We start from the raw sequence: 16,787 nt of genomic DNA on the forward strand, positions 1-16,787 counted from the left end.
AAGCCCGGGCACTGTGACATCGCCCAGCGCTGGGTCCAGGTCTTTGTCGGAGGGGGCCAGGAAGCCTGGTGACCGACTCAGGAAGCGCCGGTCAGGCGCGCGACGGCGGCGTCGATCCGCTCGTCGGAGGCGGTCAGCGACAGCCGGACGTGCTCGGGCGACCCATCACCGTAGAAGACGCCGGGGCCCGCGAGGATCCCCCTCTGCGCGAGCCGCTCGATCGACTCCCAGGCCGGGCGGCCCTCGGTCGCCCACAGGTAGAGGCCGGCCTCACTGCGGTCGATGCGGAAGCCCGCGGACTCGAGGGCGGGGCGCAGGCGATCGCGGCGCGAGCGGTAGCGCTCCTTCTGCTCCGTGACGTGCTCGTCGTCGGAGAGGGCGACCACCATCGCCTCCTGAAGCGGCGCGGGAACGATCATGCCGGCGTGCTTGCGCACGGTGAGGAGGCGGCGGATCAGCGCCGCGTCCCCGGCGACGAAGGCCGCGCGGTAGCCGGCGAGGTTCGACTGCTTGCTCAGCGAGTAGACACCGAGGACGCCGCGGCGGTCCTCCCCCACGACCCGCGGGTCGAGGATGCTCGGGATCGGCTCGTCGGCCCAGCGGCCGTCCCAGCCCAGCTCGGCGTAGCACTCGTCGCCCGCGATCACGGCGCCCAGCTCGCGGGCGCGCGCCACGGCGCGCCGGAGGACGGGCACGTCGAGCACAGCTCCGTCCGGATTGCCGGGCGAGTTCAGCCAGACCAGCCCGGTGCGCTCCGGCCACTCGTCCGGGTCGTCGGAGGCGAGCGCCTCGGCGCCGGCGATGGCCGCACCCATCGCATAGGTGGGGTACGCGGCGCGCGGATGCACCACGACGTCACCCTCGCCGAGGCCGAGCAGGAAGGGCAGCCACGCGACCAACTCCTTCGAACCGATGGTCGGGAGCACCTCGTCGGTTCCCAGCCCGGGCACGCCGCGGCGACGCGCATACCAGGCCGTCACGGCCGCGCGCAGGGCCGGCGTGCCGATCGTGGTCGGATAGGAGTGGGCATCCGTCGCGCGGGCGAGCGCCTCGCGGATCGGCGCGGGGGTGGGATCGACGGGAGAGCCGATTGAGAGGTCGACAGCACCGCCGGGATGCGCGGCGGCCAGCCGGGCGAAGGGGGCCATCTGGTCCCAGGGGTAGTCGGGGAGTTCGCGAAGCGCCATGACCGCTCCCGCTCAGTGCTTCTGCGGAGGGAGGACGGCGATGACCGGGTGGTCCTTCGCGATCACGCCGACCTTGGCGGCTCCGCCGGGCGAGCCGATCTCGTCGAAGAACTCGACGTTGGCCTTGTAGTAGTCGGACCACTCCTCGGGCAGGTCGTCCTCGTAGTAGATCGCCTCGACGGGGCAGACCGGCTCGCAGGCGCCGCAGTCGACGCATTCGTCGGGATGGATGTAGAGCGAGCGCTCGCCTTCGTAGATGCAGTCGACCGGGCACTCGTCGATGCAGGCGCGGTCTTTGACATCGACGCACGGAAGTGCGATCACGTAGGTCACGGTCGTCCAGGTCCCTTCGAACAGTGTCTCTATCGTACGGGGGCCGACGGGGCGTCGATGCCGGTGAGCGGCTCGACGGGCGCCGGCGTGCGCAGCCGCGGCCAGGCGATCACGACCAGTGCGATCAGCGCCGGGAGGAAGGTCCAGGCGACGCCGAGGCCGTTGGCCGGCACCAGGACGGATCCGCCGGCGCTGCGCAGGGCGAGCAGCCCCACCATGGTGAGCAGGCCCATCGCCGTGCAGAAGGCGACGAAGCGGTCGACCAGGACCAGCCGGAGCCCGAGCAGGAGCAGGAGCACCCCGGCGAGCGAGGCGAGGAGTCCGAGCGGCAGCACGACCGAGCCGATCGAAACGGTGCTCTGGTGAGCGACGGTCGTGATCGCTCCGGCGACCGCACCGACCAGCACTCCGACCACGCCCGAGAGAAGCCGCGAGCCGAGTGTCGGCCGCTCGACGGTGGCGATCTCGGTGGCGGAGGCGTGCGTCGAGGGGCGGAAGCGCTCGACGCGGCCGATCGCGAACGCCGGGCCGCTCGAGAGCCGCGCCTCGTCCCCCTCGACCACGAGCTGGGTCGCGTGCGCCTGGAACGCGGCGCGCTTGCGGGCGTAGTCCTCGGGAGAGAGCTCGATCACGACGTCGCCGGGCTCCGGAGGCGCGGCCTCGGGGAGGACGGCGAGCAGGCGCAGCCCCAGGAGCTCGGCGGCGCGCTCGGCGATCCGCGCGGTGCGCACGTGGTCGGGGTGACCGTAGCCTCCGCCCGCGTCGTAGGAGAGGACCACTCCGGCGTCGACCTGCCGGAGGACAGCGACGAGGTCGGCGATCTCCTCCTCCTCGGTCGCGGCGATGAGGGAGTCGGGTTGGACCGGCTCGAGCGGGACGGGAACGCGGCCAGGGCCCCACTGCATGCCCGAATCGCGGTAGACGCGGGGAGCGAGGCCGGGAGCACGGGCCCCGGTGTCGCCGAGGAAGCGGTGGTCGCCCACTCCGAGCGCCGTGAGCGCGACGACCAGCTCGGCGGTGCGGTGCGCGGCGAGTTCGTCCGAGCCCTTGAGCGGAGCGAGGTCGTCGGGGATCACCTCGCCGCACTCGCCGCGGGTGGCCGTGACCACCGTGACCGCGGCCCCCTGCGCCACGAGTCGCGCCAGCGTGCCGCCCATGGTGATCGTCTCGTCGTCGGGGTGGGCGTGCACGGCGACCACCCGTTCGGCTGCTGCGTCTCGGCCCGCGTCCACTCTCCGCCTCTCGTCCTGCCCGATGCCCGGCGCGCGACGCTCCTGGACAGGGGTCGGGAGGCGCACTACAGTCGACCCCGGGATAAGGCAAGGCTTACCGAACAAGCCGGCTCGGGGTGGGAGCAGCCCCCTCCTCGTCCACCATCGACCAAGAGAACACGCGTGCCCGCAAACTACCTCATCGGCCTCCGTGAAGGCCTCGAAGCCGGCCTCGTGGTCGGCATCCTCGTCGCGTACCTGACCAAGCTGGGCCGACGCGACGTCCTGCCGCGGCTGTGGACCGGCATCGCCGCAGCCATCGTCATCTCTCTGACGACCGGCGCGATCCTCACCTGGGGACCGTCCACGCTCTCGTTCCAGGCGCAGGAGATCATCGGCGGGGGCCTCTCGATCCTGGCGGTCGGCCTGGTGACCTGGATGATCTTCTGGATGGGGGCGAACGCCCGCAGTCTGAAGGGTGAGCTCGAGTCCAAGCTCGACGGCGCGATCTCCGGCTCCGGCCTGGGAATCGTGGTGCTCGGCTTCATCAGCGTCGGCCGCGAGGGGATCGAGACCGCCCTCTTCGTCTGGGCGAGCGTGTCCTCGAGCAGCGCCGGCTCCGGGACGGACGCCTGGACGGGAACGATCAGCGCGCTGCTCGGGATCATCAGCGCTGTGCTGGTCTCGTACCTGATCTTCCGCGGCTTCGTGCGCATCGACCTCGGCCGCTTCTTCACCTGGACGGGCGGCTTCCTCATCCTGGTCGCCGCCGGCGTGCTCTCGTACGGCGTGGGCGACCTCCAGGAGGCGTCGGTGCTGCCCGGCTGGGGTGCGCCGCTGTTCTCCCTCGGCCCGATCCTCCCGCCGCCCGTCACGGCGGTGCTCGGCGGTCTCTTCAACTACACGCCGGAGCCAACCGCGCTGCAGTTCGTGGTCTGGCTGCTCTACCTCGTCGTCGTCGGGCTGCTCTTCGTCCGCCAGGTCCGCCTGCGCGGCCCGCGTCGGGGCAGCGCGGCCCCGGTCGCCTCCCCCGCCCCCACATCCGTCTGACCCTGCGCCGCCATCCCGGAGCACTCCCCCTCGATCCCAGGAGAACCATGTCCTCGCGCGCTCGTCCCACCCGCCGTCCGCTCCCCCGCGTCGCTCTCGGCCTCGCCGGCACCGGCGCGCTCGCCCTGCTGCTCACGGGGTGCGTGCCCAATACTCCGGCGTCGTCCTCGAGCGCCGCACTCGACGTGGCGATCAGCGACGACGCGTGCGATGTCTCGGCAACCACGGCCGAGGCCGGACCCGTCACGTTCTCGCTCACCAACGGCGGCTCCGACGTCAACGAGTTCGAGATCCTCGCCGACGACAAGCTGCGCATCGTGGGAGAGAAGGAGAACGTCACTCCGGGTCAGAGCGTGTCCTATGTGGCTCAGCTCGAGCCGGGCACCTACTACACCGCCTGTAAGTTCCAGCAGGTCGGCGCTCCCGTGGGGCTGAGCGAATTCACGGTCACGGGCGAGGCGACCGCGCAGTCGGCCGATCAGAAGGCGGCGACGGAGGCAGCGGTCACCAACTACGTCTCCTACGTGAAGTCGCAGGTCGGCGAGCTGCTGCCGGCCGTGACGGAGTTCGCCCAGGCCTACGAGTCGGGCGACGACGAGAAGGCGCGCAGCCTCTTCGCCTCGACGCGCGTCTTCTACGAGCGCATCGAGCCCACGGCCGAGGCGTTCGGCGACCTCGACCCAAGGATCGACTACCGCGAGGTCGACGCGGTCGCCGAGGGCCTGGACTGGACCGGCTTCCACCGCATCGAGAAGGATCTGTGGGTTCCGGCCGAGGGGGCGCTCAACTCCGACGGCACCAGCGCTTTCCTCGACTGGGCACCGTCGACCACCGAGCAGCGCGCACAGTTCGGTCAGGGCCTCGTCGCCGATGTGCAGAGCCTCTCCGACCTCGTGAACACCTCCGACTTCACCGTCTCGGTGGGCGACATCTCGAACGGGGCCATCGGCCTGCTCGACGAGGTAGCGGCGGGCAAGATCACCGGCGAGGAGGACTGGTGGTCGAGCACCGACCTCACCGACTTCGCCGCGAACGTGCAGGGTGCGGAGGTGGCCTTCGGCAACGTCGAACCCATCGCGACCGCGACCGGTGACGACGGGGCAGATCTCACCACCCAGATCACGCAGCGCTTCTCGGAGCTGGATGCACTGCTCGCGCAGTACGGCTCGATCGACTCGGGCTTCGTCGCCTATTCGACGCTGACCGCTGAACAGAAGAAGGAGCTGTCGGACCAGGTCAACGCCCTCTCGGAGCCCCTCTCGCAGCTCACCCACACGGTGCTCGGTGTCGAGGAGCCGGCAGCGTAGTGGACGCCGAGGAGCGCACGGAGCCGGAGCAGCCGGAGTCCACCGACGAGGTCGTTCACCCCCGCCGACTCTCGCGGCGGGGGCTGCTGGGCCTCGTCTCGGCCGGCACCGCCGGGCTCGCCGCGGGAATCGGTGGCACCGTGGCCGTCACCTCCGCCACGAGCGCGACCGCTTCCTCCTCGGCGCGCACCGTCCCCTTCTTCGGGGCGAACCAGGCCGGGATCACCACCGCCGCACAGGACCGCCTGCACTTCGCCGCCTTCGATCTCGCCGCCGGAACCAGCCGCGAGGACCTGATCGAGCTGCTGAAAGACTGGACCCTCGCCGCCTCCCGGCTCACGCAGGGCCTCGAGGTGACCGAGGAGGGCGCGGTCGGCGGAGCGGACACGGCACCTCCCGAGGACACCGGTGAAGCGCTGGGGCTGGACGCCGCCTCGCTGACGATCACCGTCGGCTTCGGCCCGAGCCTGTTCACCGATGAGAACGGTTCGGACCGGTTCGGCCTTGCGGCGCGTCGCCCCCCGGAGCTCCAGACGCTGCCCCGGTTCCGCGGTGACGCCCTGGTACCCGCGGCGGGAGGCGGCGATCTCTGCGTGCAGGCCTGCGCGGACGACCCGCAGGTCGCCGTGCACGCGATCCGGAACCTCAGCAGGATCGCGTTCGGGCGCGCCTCGCTGCGCTGGTCGCAGCTCGGCTTCGGGCGCACCTCCTCCACCTCGACGGCTCAGGCGACCCCGCGCAACCTCTTCGGCTTCAAGGACGGCACGGCCAATGTGAAGTCCGAGGAGCCCGACGCCGTTCACGAGCACGTCTGGGTGTCGGCGGCGGACGGCCCAGACTGGCTCGTCGGCGGCAGCTACCTGGTCGCCCGCAAGATCCGCATGATCATCGAGACCTGGGACCGCAGCCAGCTCGGCGAGCAGGAGCGCGTGATCGGCCGCAGCAAGGGCTCGGGCGCCCCGCTCTCAGGCGGAGCCGAGTTCGCCGAGCCGGACTTCACCGCGACAGGGGCCACCGGTGCGCCGCTGATCGACAAGGACTCGCACGTGCGCCTCGCGCATCCGAGCGTGAACGACGGGGTGCGGCTGCTGCGCCGCGGCTACAACTTCGTCGACGGCAACGACGAGCTGGGGCGCCTGAACGCGGGCCTGTTCTTCCTCTCCTTCCAGCGGTCGCCGCAGCAGTTCATCACCGTGCAGAAGAGCCTCGCGACCGATGCGCTGAACGAGTACGTGAAGCACGTCGGATCGGCGGTGTTCGCCGTGCCCCCCGGCGCCCGCGACGAGAACGACTACCTCGGCTCCGCGCTCTTCGCCTGAACCGGGGCCCGGATCGGCCGGGGACCCGAGGAGATCGGCACCCGAGGAGATCCGCGCCCGAGGAGATCGGCACCTGAGGAGATCGGCGCCTGAGGAGATCCGCATGCCGTCCCAGGCTCCGGCGAGCGTCCTCCGGGAACGCGCCGAGCCGCCGCTCCTACCCTCGGGGCGATGTCCGGGAACAGCACGAGGAACGGTCCGACGAAACGCGAACGCCAAGAACGCGCCCGCGCCGAGGCGCGGGAGCGGTGGGAGGCGGAGCGCCGCCGGCGTCGCCGGAACAGGCTCCTCGGCCAGGGCGGGGCGGTGATCGGGCTGCTCACGGTGGTCGCGCTGGTGTGCTGGAACATGTGGTCGCAGCAGAAGATCGCGAGCGCCGGCCCCGCGAACATGATCAGCGACGGGATCGTGCTGGCCGGAGACGGTTCTGCCGTGACCGTGCAGACCACACCCGCTCTCGCTCCGAGGCGCTCCCGGTCGCCACCGACGAGAGCGCCACCCGCGGCCGGGGAATCGTGGCCGTCGACCTCTACGTCGACTACCTCTGCCCCTACTGCGGCCAGTTCGAGACGACCAACGCCGAACAGCTCCAGAGCTGGCTGACGCAGGGCGCCATCACCCTCGAGATCCACCCGATCGCCATCCTCGACTCCTCCTCCGCCGGATCGCAGTACTCGAGTCGCGCCGCGAACGCCGCGGCCTGCGTGGCCGACGAGGACCCGGACCGCTTCCTGGCCGTCACTGCCGCGCTCTTCGCCCAGCAGCCGGCGGAGGGGACCACGGGCCTCGACGACGACGCGCTGCGCTCCCTCGTGACGGGTGCGGGAGTGACCGACGACGACGTGCTGGCCTGCATCACCAGCGGGGAATTCCGGCCGTGGGTCGCAGCGGCGACGAAGCGTGCGACGACCGAACCGCTCGCGAACTCGTCGCTCGCGAAGCTGGAATCGACTCCGACAGTGCTCGTGAACGGCCAGCAGTACACCGGGAAGCCCGACGACGCGTCGGCCTTCGTGTCGTTCACCACGAGCACCCTCGAGGCGGAGTCGGCGACGCCGTCGCCCGAACCGACGCCGACCGGCTGACCAGCCGCGCCTCCCGCTCGGCAGGCGCGGACGACGTGCCCGGGCCCTCGCGGCGCCCGGCGGGGGTCAGCCCTGCTTCTTGAGACGGCTGGTCATGCGCGCGCGGGCGTTGGCATCGAGCTCGACCTTGCGGATGCGGACGACCTCGGGGGTCACCTCGACGCACTCGTCCTCACGGGCGAACTCGAGGCACTCCTCGAGGGTCAGCTGGCGGGACGGCGTCATCGACTCGAAGGTGTCGGAGGTCGACTGACGCATGTTGGTCAGCTTCTTCTCCTTGGTGATGTTGACGTCCATGTCGTCGTTGCGCGAGTTCTCGCCGATGACCATGCCCTCGTAGACCTCCTCTGTGGGGTTCACGAAGAAGGTCATCCGCTCCTGCAGCGCGATGATGGCGAACGGCGTCACGACGCCCGAGCGGTCGGCCACGATGGAGCCGTTGTTGCGGGTGACGATGGCGCCGGCCCACGGCTCGTAGCCGTGCAGGATCGCGTTCGCGATGCCCGTGCCGCGCGTGGTGGTGAGGAACTCGGTCCGGAAGCCGATCAGGCCGCGCGAGGGGACGATGAACTCCATCCGCACCCAGCCGGTGCCGTGGTTCGACATGCCCTCCATGCGGCCCTTGCGAGCGGCGAGGAGCTGCGTGATCGCGCCGAGGTACTCCTCCGGAGCGTCGATGGTGAGGTGCTCGAAGGGCTCGTGCGTCTTCCCGTCGACCTGGCGGGTGACCACCTGGGGCTTTCCGACGGTGAGCTCGTAGCCCTCGCGGCGCATCTGCTCGACGAGGATGGCCAGCGCGAGCTCGCCACGGCCCTGGACCTCCCACGAGTCGGGTCGTCCGATGTCGACGATCTTGAGCGACACGTTGCCGATGAGCTCGCGGTCGAGACGGTCCTTGACCATGCGCGCGGTGAGCTTGTGGCCCTTGACCTTGCCGACGAGCGGCGAGGTGTTGGTGCCGATCGTCATCGAGATCGCAGGGTCGTCGACCGTGATGGCCGGCAGCGGACGGATGTCCTCGGGGTCGGCGATGGTCTCACCGATGGTGATCTCGGGGAAGCCCGCGATCGCGACGATGTCGCCGGGGCCGGCCGACTCCGCCGGGTAGCGGTCGAGAGCCTTCGTGATCAGCAGCTCGGTGATGCGGGCGTTCGTGTGCGTGCCGTCGTGGTGGACCCACGCGACGGTCTGCCCCTTCTTGATCGTGCCGTTGAAGACGCGCAGGAGGGCGAGACGGCCGAGGAACGGCGAGGCGTCGAGGTTGGTGACGTGGGCCTGAAGGGGCGCTCCGTCGTCGTAGGTGGGGGCCGGGATGTGCGTGAGGATCGCCTCGAACAGCGGCTCGAGGTCCTCGGCGTCGGGCAGCGAGCCGTCCTCGGGCTTGTTCGCGGAAGCTCGGCCAGCCTTGCCGGAGGCGTAGACGACGGGCACGTCGAGGATCGCGTCGAGGTCGAGGTCCGGCACATCGTCGGCGAGGTCGGAGGCGAGGCCGAGCAGGAGGTCCTGGCTCTCGGCGACGACCTCGTCAATGCGCGCATCAGGCCGGTCGGTCTTGTTGACCAGCAGGATCACGGGGAGCTTCGCCTCCAGCGCCTTGCGCAGAACGAAGCGGGTCTGCGGGAGGGGGCCCTCCGACGCGTCGACCAGGAGGCACACGCCGTCGACCATCGAGAGGCCGCGCTCGACCTCACCGCCGAAGTCGGCGTGGCCGGGGGTGTCGATCACGTTGATGGTGATGGGACCGTCGGTCGCGTGCTTGCCGCTGTACGAGACAGCGGTGTTCTTCGCGAGGATAGTGATGCCCTTCTCGCGCTCGAGCTCGTTCGAGTCCATCGCGCGCTCGTCCACGTGGGCGTGCGCGTCGAAGGAGTTCGTCTGCTTGAGCATGGCGTCGACCAGCGTGGTCTTGCCATGGTCGACGTGGGCGACGATCGCGACGTTGCGCAGGTCGGAGCGGGTGGCACTTGCCATGTGAACGGACTCGTCTCGTGTTCTCGTGCAAAAGGGGGACCATCCATCGTAGCGCAGCGAAGCGGCACGACGGCGAAGAGCCCCGGATCCCCGCACGGGTCGCCCCCGAGGGAACGCTCCGCGCGGGGCCGGGGCCCGTGGATCCGTCGGTCAGACCGCGAACTCGATGCCGGCGCCGGGAATGGCGGCGAGCAGCTCACGGGTGTACTCCTGCTGCGGCGAGTCGAACACCGTGTCGGTCGGGGCGTGCTCGACGATCCGCCCCTTCTGCATCACACAGACGTCGTCGGCGATCACGCGGACCACCGCCAGGTCGTGGGTGATGAACAGGTAGGTCAGCCCGAGCTCGGCCTGCAGATCGGCGAGGAGGCGGAGGATCTGCGCCTGGACGAGCACGTCCAGCGCCGACACCGCCTCGTCGAGCACCACGATCTCGGGCTTGAGCGCGAGCGCGCGGGCGATCGCCACGCGCTGGCGCTGGCCACCCGAGAGCTCGTTGGGGTACCGGCTCGCGATCACGCGCGGCAGGGACACCTGGTCGAGCAGCTCGAGGACTCGCTCGCGCTGCGACGCGCGGTCGCCGACCTTGTGCACGCGCAGCGGCTCCGAGATGGTGTTGCCGATGTTGTGCAGCGGGTCGAGCGAGCCATACGGGTCCTGGAACACCGGCTGCATCGAACGGCGCAGCGCCAGCATCTGCTTGCCCTTGAGCTTCTCGGTGCGGCGCCCGGCGATCGAGATCGCTCCGGAGGTGGCCGTCTCGAGGCCGAGCACGAGACGCGCGATCGTCGACTTGCCCGAGCCGGACTCGCCGACGAGCGCCGTGGTGGTGCCCTTCGGGATCGAGAACGACACGCTGTCGACGGCGGTGAAGTCCTCGGCCTTCAAGCCGCCGCGGCGGATCTTGAAGACCTTCGTCAGGCCGTCGACCTCGATCATCGGGGCGCCGGCGACGACCGCACCCGCCTGGTGGGCGCCGACGAGGTCGACCTCGCGGACGGCGGCGGACTCGCCGGGAACCGCCTCCGTCGCTGCACCCGCCGTGGACTGGATGCGGCGCGAAGCGAGGCTCGGCGCCGCCGCGATCAGGCGCTGCGTGTAGGGGTGCTGCGGGTTCTGCAGCACCTCCACCGAGGCGCCGGACTCGACGATCCGCCCCTTGTACATCACGATGAGCTTCTCGGCGCGCTCCGCGGCGAGGCCCAGGTCGTGGGTGATGAACAGCAGCGCGGTGCCGTCGGTCTTCGTCAGAGTCTCGAGGTGGTCGAGGATGCGGCGCTGGACCGTGACGTCGAGCGCCGAGGTGGGCTCGTCGGCGATCAGGAGCTGCGGAGCGGCGGCCAGGCCGATGCCGATCAGCACGCGCTGGCGCATGCCTCCCGAGAACTGGTGTGGGAACTGCTTGAGCCGCTTCTCGGCGTCCGCGAGGCCCGCGTTCTGGAGGACCTCGATCGCCTTCGCGCGCACCTCCTTGCGACCGGTCGCGAGGCCGTTGGCCTTGATGGTCTCCTCGACCTGGAAACCGACCGACCACACCGGGTTGAGGTTCGACATCGGGTCCTGCGGGACGTAGCCGATGCGGCGCCCGCGGATGTCCTCCAGCTCGGTCCTCGTCGCCGTGGCGAGGTCCTTGCCGTCGAACAGCACTGAGCCACCCGTGACGGTGCCGGTGCCGGGCAGCAGGCCGATGATCGCCGCGGCAGTCGTCGACTTGCCCGAGCCCGACTCCCCCACGATCGCCACGGTCTGGCCGTGCTCGATCGTGAGGCTCACACCGCGGAGGGCGGGAACGAGGCCGCTGCCGGTCTGGAAGCCCACCTCGAGGTCGGTGACCTCGAGCAGGGGCCCCTTCGGCGCATTCGGTGTCGTGGACGTCATCGGAGGGCCCTCGCCTTCGGGTCGAGCGCGTCGCGGAGCGACTCGCCCAGGAGGATGAAGCTCAGCACCGTCACCGTCAGGGCGATCGACGGATAGATCAGCGTCTGCGGATTGGTGCGGAGGTCGCGCTGCGCCTGGCTGATGTCGTTGCCCCACGACATCACCGAACCCGGCAGCCCGACACCGAGGAACGACAGCGTCGCCTCCGCGGTGATGGCGGCGCCGAGCGAGATGGTCGTGACGACGATGACGGGAGCGATCGAGTTCGGCAGCACGTGCCGGAACAGGATCGCCAGGCGGGACAGGCCCGTCGCAGTGGCGGCGCCGACGAAGTCGGACTGCTTCACGCGGAGGACCTCGGAGCGCAGCACCCGGGCCGTGGTCGGCCAGGCGAAGGCGCCGATCGCCAGAGCGATCACGAAGACGTTCCGGTGCTCCGAGAACACCGACATGATGACGACCGCGGCCAGGATGTAGGGGATCGAGAAGAAGATGTCGCCCAGACGCATGATCACGGTGTCGACCCAGCCGCCGAAGAAGCCGGCCAGCGCGCCGCCGATGACTCCGGAGACGGTCGTGATGACGATCACGATCAGGCCGACGGTCAGCGACGTGGACGTGCCGTGGATGATCCGCGAGTAGACATCGCAGCCCTGCTTCGTGTATCCGAGGAGGCTGTCGCCGCCCGGGCCCTGATTGCTGAACGAGAGCGCGCACTGCCGCGGATCCACCGAGGTGAACAGGCCAGGGAACAGGGCGACCGCGATGACCACGAGGATCAGGACGCCCGAGATCCAGAACATCGGGCGCTTGCGCAGGTCGCGCCACGCGTCGCTCCAGAGGTTGCTGGGCTTCTCGTCGAGGCTGACGGCGTCGATCGAGGCGATCGGCGTCTCCTCGAGCGGGGCCACGAAGTGGTCGATGCGGCGGGGCTTCTGCGCGCCGCCGGGGAACTCATTTGGCATAGCGGATCCTCGGGTCGAGTACGGCGTAGAGCAGGTCGACGAGGATGTTCACCACGAGGTAGAACAGCACCATGACCGTGACGAAGGAGACGACCGTGGGCCGCTCCCCTCTGATGATCGCCTGATACAGGGTGTTCCCGACTCCGGGAACGTTGAAGATGCCCTCGGTCACGGTCGCGCCGACGATCAGGAGGCCGAAGTCGGCTCCGAACTGCGTCGTGACCGGGATGAGCGAGTTGCGCAGGATGTGCACGGGGATCACGCGGCGGCGCGGAAGACCCTTGCTGTAGGCGGTGCGCACGAAGTCCGAGCCGGCGGTCTCGATGATCGAGCCGCGGGTGAGGCGGATCGCCGAGGCGACCACGAAGAGAGCGAGCACGATCGCCGGCAGCAGCAGGCGCTGGAACGACACGTCTGCGCCGACCGTCGGGCTGAACCAGCCCAGCTGGATCGCGAAGAAGGACTGCGCGATGAAGCAGAGCACGAAGATCGGCACCGAGACGAGCAGGAGGCTCACGACGAGCGCGCTCGCATCGAAGAAGCTGCCCTTGCGCAGGCCGCTGATGAGGCCGATGGTCAGGGCGACGACGATCTCGATGATGATCGCCATCATGGCCAGCGTCAGGGTGACCGGGAAGGTGCGGGCGAGGATCTCGTTGACCGACTGGCCCGAGAAGGAGATGCCGAAGTCGCCGCGGACGACGCCTCCCAGGTAGTACAGGTACTGGACGAAGAAGGGCTCGTTCAGGTGGTACTGCTCCTCGAGGCGGGCGAGGAGCGCGGGGCTCGGCGTCTTGTCGCCGAAGAGCGACAGGAGCGGGTTCCCCGGCATGGAGAAGACCATGAAGTAGATGAGGAACGTGGTGCCGATGAGCACGGGGACGGCTTGCAGGATGCGTCGGACGATGTAGGCGAGCATGTCAGCCCTGCCGGTTCCGGTGTCGCATGGATGGAGACCTCATTCGATTGTGACCGAAACAGGGCGCTCCGCCCGTGCCCCGACCGGGTGGTCGACGGCACGGGCGAAGCGCCCCAGTGGTTCGAGCTTAGTTCTTGGTGATCTCGTAGTAGAGCGGCACCGAGTTCCAGCCGAACTCGACGTTGGACACGTTCTCGCTGTAGCCGCCGGTCACGTTCGCGTACCACAGGGGCAGCGAGGGGAGGTCCTGGAGGAGGATCTCCTGCGCCTGCTGGAACGTCTTGTTCGCAGCGTCGGTGTCGGAGTCGGAGAGGCCCTGCTGGACGAGGGCGTCGAACTCGGGGTTCGAGTAGTCGCCGTCGTTCGAGGAGCCGCCGGTCACGTACAGCGGGCCGAGGAAGTTGTTCAGGCTCGGGTAGTCGGCCTGCCATCCGGTGCGGAACGCGGTCTCGATCGAACGGTCGACGATCTTGGTGCGCGCCTCGGCGAAGGTCGGGTAGGCCTCGCCCTCGGCGTCGATCCCGAGAGTGTTCTTGATCGAGTTGGTGACCGCGTCGACCCAGCCCTGGTGGCCTCCGTCAGCGTTGTAGGCGATCTTGAAGGTCCCGTCCCAGGGGCTGATCGCGTCGGCCTGAGCCCACAGCTTCTTGGCCTCGTCGGCGTTGTACTCGAGGACCTCGGCGCCCGAGAGCGACTCGCTGTAGCCGTCGATCACCGGCGAGGTGAAGTCGGAGGCCGGGGTGCGGGTGCCGTCGAAGATGACGTCGGTGATCTCCTTGCGGTCGAAGGCCATCGAGATGGCCTGACGGCGCAGCTTGCCCTCCTCACCGCCGAAGTGCGCGAGGCGCTCCGGGATGGTGAACGACTGGAACACGGCCGAGGGCTGGTTCACGGCGCGGTCGCCGAGGTCGCTCTGGAAGGTGCTGAACGCGGAGTCCGGGATCTGGTCGACCACGTCGACGTTGCCGGCGAGCAGGTCCGCGTAGGAGGCGTCCTGCGTCGCGTAGAAGACGATCTTCAGGCCGCCGTTCTTCGCCTCGCGGGGACCGGTGTAGTCCTCGTTCTTGGCCAGCTCGATCTGGACGTCGTGCTGCCAGGCGTCGTCGCCGTCCAGCTTGTACGGTCCGTTGCCGATGGGGTTCTGGCCGAACGCGTCCATGTCGTCGAACGCCACGGCGGGGAGCGGGTAGAACGCCGAGTAGCCGAGGCTGATCGGGAAGTCCGACTGCGGCGCCTTGAGTGCGACGGTGAAGGAGGTGTCGTCGACGACCTTCAGACCGGTCAGCTCGCTGTCCTCGGTGTCGCTGAAGCCCTCGATGTTCGAGAAGAACGAGGAGCTGATCTGGTTGTTCGAGAGCTTGGCGCCATAGTTCCAGGCGTCCACGAACGAGCTCGACGTGACCGGGTCGCCGTTGGTGAAGGTCAGGCCCGACTTGATCGTGATGGTGTAGTTCTGGGCGTCGTCCGACTCGATCGACTCGGCGACATCGTTCTCGGGGGCGCCCTTAGCGTCGTAGTAGACCAGGCCCGCGAAGATCTCGTCGAGGATCTTGCCGCCGCCCACCTCGTTGGTGTTGGTCGGGATCAGCGGGTTCTGGGGCTCGGAGCCGTTGGTGGAGATGATCGCGGCGGCGTCGCCTCCCGATGCACCCCCGCCCGAGTCGCCCGAGCTGCTGCAGCCGGCCAGGACCAGCGTGCTCGCGGCGACGAGCGCCAGAGCCCCGAGTCCGTAACGTCTGATGTTCACTATTCCTCCAGTGGTGTGGGGGCGCGCGAGAAGTGGTTTCCCTGACGCGTGGGGTGCCGTGCGCGTGGCTACGGCGTCGGCGCACGAGACTGGTGGCCGTCGTGCGGATGCCGTGAACGAGACTATGTATTCGCTCGCTATCTGCACAAAAGCAGGTGGAAACCGTTACACAGCGGTAACCAGGGGATGGAATCCTTGCGTCGATCCGCATGAAACGTGCGTCGCGCGGCCCCATGGCGCAACACATCGATCCAGAGGAGACCCACGGAGTGTCCACCGACCTGACAGCGTCCGGACGGCCCTCACGGCGGATCGGCATCGAGGTCCTGCTCGTCCTCGGGCTCTCGCTGGGCGCCTCCGCGGTCTACTCGATCGTGTCGATCACGAACCGGCTGACGCGGCCCACGTCGCTCGGCGATCAGACGGCGACGATCAACGGCGCGCTCAGCGACCGGCCGGTGTTCGACCTGGTCTATCAGCTGCTCGCCCTGTTCTTCGATCTCGTCCCCGTGGCGCTCTGCGCGTTCCTGCTCTGGCAGAGCTCGGGCCGGCCACTCGGGCGCCTCGGCCTGGACTTGCGGCGCCCGCTCGGTGATCTCGGCACGGGGACGGCCATCGCCGTCGCCATCGGCGCGCCGGGCATCGCGCTCTACGCCGTGGGGCGTGCGCTCGGGATCACGGTCGCCGTGAGCGCCGCGCCCGACGACTGGCTCTGGTGGACGGTGCCGGTCCTGGTGCTCTCGGCGATCAGGGCGGGGGTGCAGGAGGAGGTCATCGTCATCGGCTACCTCTTCGCCCGCCTCGGCGATCTGGGCTGGGGGCGCTGGCGGATCCTGCTGACGAGCGCGCTCCTGCGGGGCAGCTACCACCTGTACCAGGGCATCGGGCCCTTCATCGGGAACGTGGTCATGGGGGTGGTCTTCGGGCTGTTCTACCAGCGCTTCGGGCGGACACTGCCGCTGGTGATCGCCCACTCGATCATCGACATCGTGTCGTTCGTCGGGTACCCGCTGGCCGTCGCGCTCTGGCCGGGCCTGTTCGCGCCGCCGACCCGGCAGAACGAAGGCTGAGAAGGCGGAGAGCGGCGTTCTCGGGCTCATCAGCACTCCTGGCCTTCGTTGTGTCGGAGTGGGCAAGTCCTCGTGCCCCAGCGGTGCACTCCCTGCCGGACCATCGACGCGAGGACCGCCTCGGTCGCGGGCCACTCGTGGAGCACCTGGCGCGCAGACAGCCGCACGACGACGAACCCCCTGGCGTGGAGCGCGAGGCCTCGCCGGTAGTCCTCCTCGAGCTGCACCGAGCCGGCGTGGAACCGGCGCCCGTCGGTCTCCACGCACAGCCGGTCCCCGATCAGGTTGTCCAGCCGCCCGACTCCGGGGACGTGGACCTGCGCACGGACAGGGGCTCCGATCCGGACGGCGGCGAGGCGGATCCTGGTCTCCAGCCCGGACTGGCACAGAGGTTCGACCAGATCGAACAGGGCGCGCTTGCCGACCGGAGCGATGCCGCGCAGATCGAGGAGATCGGAGTAGGCGATCGCGCCGGAGTTCACCGCGGAGTCGAGGGCCATGACCGCCTCCTCAGCGGGGAGGCAGGTCAGAACGTGAAGGACGGACGAGCGGATGCCGTCGACCGACGCCGTCCCCGTGCCACACCCCGGCCAGCGCCGCCAGTGGAGCAGCACCCCTGGTCGCGGGCGCGCTGTCGCGTTCGGCGGCACGGCGACGTGGAGCGGCCCCTCCGCGAGCACCCACAGGCCTGCCGCCACGAGTGCCGAAGCGCAGGTGAGCACACCGCCCGCTGCCACGGCGGCGA

At 69.6% G+C, this 16,787-nt stretch carries 14 protein-coding genes; 5 read left to right on the forward strand and 9 right to left on the reverse strand.

From position 1 onward, the window contains the following. Positions 1–77 precede the first annotated feature (77 nt). Genes dapC through ACH61_RS02785 form a run of 3 tightly spaced genes read right to left on the reverse strand, consistent with a single transcriptional unit; the run spans position 78 to position 2,752 of the window. Positions 78–1,187 carry a succinyldiaminopimelate transaminase gene (gene dapC / locus ACH61_RS02775; protein ID WP_068208308.1) on the reverse strand — a complete coding sequence of 370 codons (1,110 nt, stop codon included), beginning with the start codon at positions 1,185–1,187 and terminating at the stop codon, positions 78–80. A gap of 12 nt (positions 1,188–1,199) precedes the next feature. After that, positions 1,200–1,520, reverse strand: coding sequence for a ferredoxin (fdxA, locus tag ACH61_RS02780; protein WP_068208310.1), 321 nt, complete (start codon positions 1,518–1,520; stop codon positions 1,200–1,202). Between the two features lie 29 nt (positions 1,521–1,549). Further along, complete coding sequence (locus ACH61_RS02785; protein ID WP_068208312.1) at positions 1,550–2,752, reverse strand: PIG-L family deacetylase; 1,203 nt, start codon at positions 2,750–2,752, stop codon at positions 1,550–1,552. 162 nt (positions 2,753–2,914) lie between these two features. Here ACH61_RS02785 and efeU point away from each other — a divergent pair, with 162 nt between their 5' ends. The 4 genes from efeU to ACH61_RS17230 all read left to right on the forward strand — a co-directional run bounded on the left by efeU (position 2,915) and on the right by ACH61_RS17230 (position 7,492). Next, complete coding sequence (gene efeU, locus ACH61_RS02790; protein ID WP_068208315.1) at positions 2,915–3,781, forward strand: iron uptake transporter permease EfeU; 867 nt, start codon at positions 2,915–2,917, stop codon at positions 3,779–3,781. A 47-nt stretch (positions 3,782–3,828) separates the two neighbouring features. Next, positions 3,829–5,088, forward strand: a complete 1,260-nt coding sequence (efeO, locus tag ACH61_RS02795) for an iron uptake system protein EfeO (RefSeq protein ID WP_068208320.1) — start codon at positions 3,829–3,831, stop codon at positions 5,086–5,088. Next, positions 5,088–6,407: an iron uptake transporter deferrochelatase/peroxidase subunit gene (efeB, locus tag ACH61_RS02800; protein WP_068208322.1), complete on the forward strand. Its 1,320-nt coding sequence runs from the start codon at positions 5,088–5,090 to the stop codon at positions 6,405–6,407. Before efeO ends, efeB begins: the two co-directional genes overlap by 1 nt. 515 nt (positions 6,408–6,922) lie before the next feature. Continuing rightward, positions 6,923–7,492, forward strand: coding sequence for a DsbA family protein (locus ACH61_RS17230; RefSeq protein WP_161489622.1), 570 nt, complete (start codon positions 6,923–6,925; stop codon positions 7,490–7,492). A gap of 66 nt (positions 7,493–7,558) precedes the next feature. On the opposite strand, the gene typA is transcribed toward ACH61_RS17230, so the two are convergent. The 5 genes from typA to ACH61_RS02830 form a co-directional block, all read right to left on the reverse strand. After that, entirely contained in the window at positions 7,559–9,463 is a 1,905-nt protein-coding gene (gene typA / locus ACH61_RS02810; protein WP_068208325.1) for a translational GTPase TypA, read from the reverse strand. A 150-nt stretch (positions 9,464–9,613) separates the two neighbouring features. After that, positions 9,614–11,341, reverse strand: a complete 1,728-nt coding sequence (locus ACH61_RS02815; protein WP_068208327.1) for a dipeptide ABC transporter ATP-binding protein — start codon at positions 11,339–11,341, stop codon at positions 9,614–9,616. Next, positions 11,338–12,306, reverse strand: coding sequence for an ABC transporter permease (locus ACH61_RS02820; protein ID WP_068208330.1), 969 nt, complete (start codon positions 12,304–12,306; stop codon positions 11,338–11,340). The genes ACH61_RS02815 and ACH61_RS02820 overlap by 4 nt, the downstream gene beginning before the upstream one ends. Next, a complete protein-coding gene (locus tag ACH61_RS02825) occupies positions 12,296–13,225 on the reverse strand; it encodes an ABC transporter permease (protein ID WP_068208333.1) in 930 nt (309 codons plus the stop codon). The genes ACH61_RS02820 and ACH61_RS02825 overlap by 11 nt, the downstream gene beginning before the upstream one ends. Before the next feature lie 127 nt (positions 13,226–13,352). Next, positions 13,353–14,972 carry a peptide ABC transporter substrate-binding protein gene (locus tag ACH61_RS02830; RefSeq protein WP_068208336.1) on the reverse strand — a complete coding sequence of 540 codons (1,620 nt, stop codon included), beginning with the start codon at positions 14,970–14,972 and terminating at the stop codon, positions 13,353–13,355. A gap of 233 nt (positions 14,973–15,205) precedes the next feature. On the opposite strand from ACH61_RS02830, the gene ACH61_RS02835 reads away from it, so the two are divergent. Further along, on the forward strand, positions 15,206–16,042 hold the full coding sequence (locus ACH61_RS02835; RefSeq protein WP_068208339.1) for a CPBP family intramembrane glutamic endopeptidase: 837 nt from the start codon (positions 15,206–15,208) through the stop codon (positions 16,040–16,042). 29 nt (positions 16,043–16,071) lie between these two features. Here ACH61_RS02835 and ACH61_RS02840 read toward each other — a convergent pair. Then, a partial coding sequence (locus tag ACH61_RS02840; protein ID WP_236713514.1) for an endonuclease domain-containing protein occupies positions 16,072–16,787 on the reverse strand: 716 nt, incomplete at its 5' end.

Origin of the sequence: Rathayibacter tanaceti (assembly GCF_001634385.1) — a bacterium.
Lineage (GTDB): Bacteria > Actinomycetota > Actinomycetes > Actinomycetales > Microbacteriaceae > Rathayibacter > Rathayibacter tanaceti.

What these genes read in the sequence shown, in the direction of transcription:
- dapC (WP_068208308.1), bottom strand. Translation starts at nt 1,187, where the DNA reads ATGGCGCTTCGCGAACTCCCCGACTACCCCTGGGACCAGATGGCCCCC.
- efeO (WP_068208320.1), top strand. Translation starts at nt 3,829, where the DNA reads ATGTCCTCGCGCGCTCGTCCCACCCGCCGTCCGCTCCCCCGCGTCGCT.
- typA (WP_068208325.1), bottom strand. Translation starts at nt 9,463, where the DNA reads ATGGCAAGTGCCACCCGCTCCGACCTGCGCAACGTCGCGATCGTCGCC.
- ACH61_RS02815 (WP_068208327.1), bottom strand. Translation starts at nt 11,341, where the DNA reads ATGACGTCCACGACACCGAATGCGCCGAAGGGGCCCCTGCTCGAGGTC.
- ACH61_RS02820 (WP_068208330.1), bottom strand. Translation starts at nt 12,306, where the DNA reads ATGCCAAATGAGTTCCCCGGCGGCGCGCAGAAGCCCCGCCGCATCGAC.
- ACH61_RS02825 (WP_068208333.1), bottom strand. Translation starts at nt 13,225, where the DNA reads ATGCTCGCCTACATCGTCCGACGCATCCTGCAAGCCGTCCCCGTGCTC.
- ACH61_RS02835 (WP_068208339.1), top strand. Translation starts at nt 15,206, where the DNA reads ATGGCGCAACACATCGATCCAGAGGAGACCCACGGAGTGTCCACCGAC.